This is a genomic window from Streptomyces sp. SID4985, assembly GCF_009863025.1.
In the GTDB taxonomy this organism is placed as follows: Bacteria; Actinomycetota; Actinomycetes; order Streptomycetales; family Streptomycetaceae; genus Streptomyces.
In genome coordinates this window covers 1-335 of sequence record NZ_WWIR01000123.1, presented here as the reverse complement: position 1 = coordinate 335, position 335 = coordinate 1, and the positions used below count along the sequence as shown (strand labels likewise).

At 79.7% G+C, this 335-nt stretch carries 1 pseudogene; it reads left to right on the top strand.

Annotated features, from left to right (window positions below):
* Positions 1 to 335: pseudogene (locus GTW40_RS04860) on the top strand (SAM-dependent methyltransferase); the annotation flags it as partial.

Genomic DNA, 335 nt, shown 5'->3' with positions numbered 1-335 from the left:
GGGGCCGACTCCTCCCCGGAACGGCTCGCCCTGGCCCGCGACCGTCTGTCGACCGGCCCCTCGCCGGGCCCCGAGCACGGCACGGACACGGCGGCCGTTCCCCGGCTGCTGGACGCGCTCCCCGCCGAGGCGGACCCGCCCGGCTACGACCTCGTCACCGTCTTCGAACCCATCGGCTGCCGCCCCGGCGACGCCGACTCCCTCGGCGCCCTGCTCGCCGGTGCCCTCCCCCTCGCGGCGCGCGGCGCGGCCGTCGTCCTCACCGCCTGGGGACCGCCGGAGCGGTGCGCCACCTCCGCCGTCCTCGGCGTGGCCGCCAAACTGGCCGACCCGCT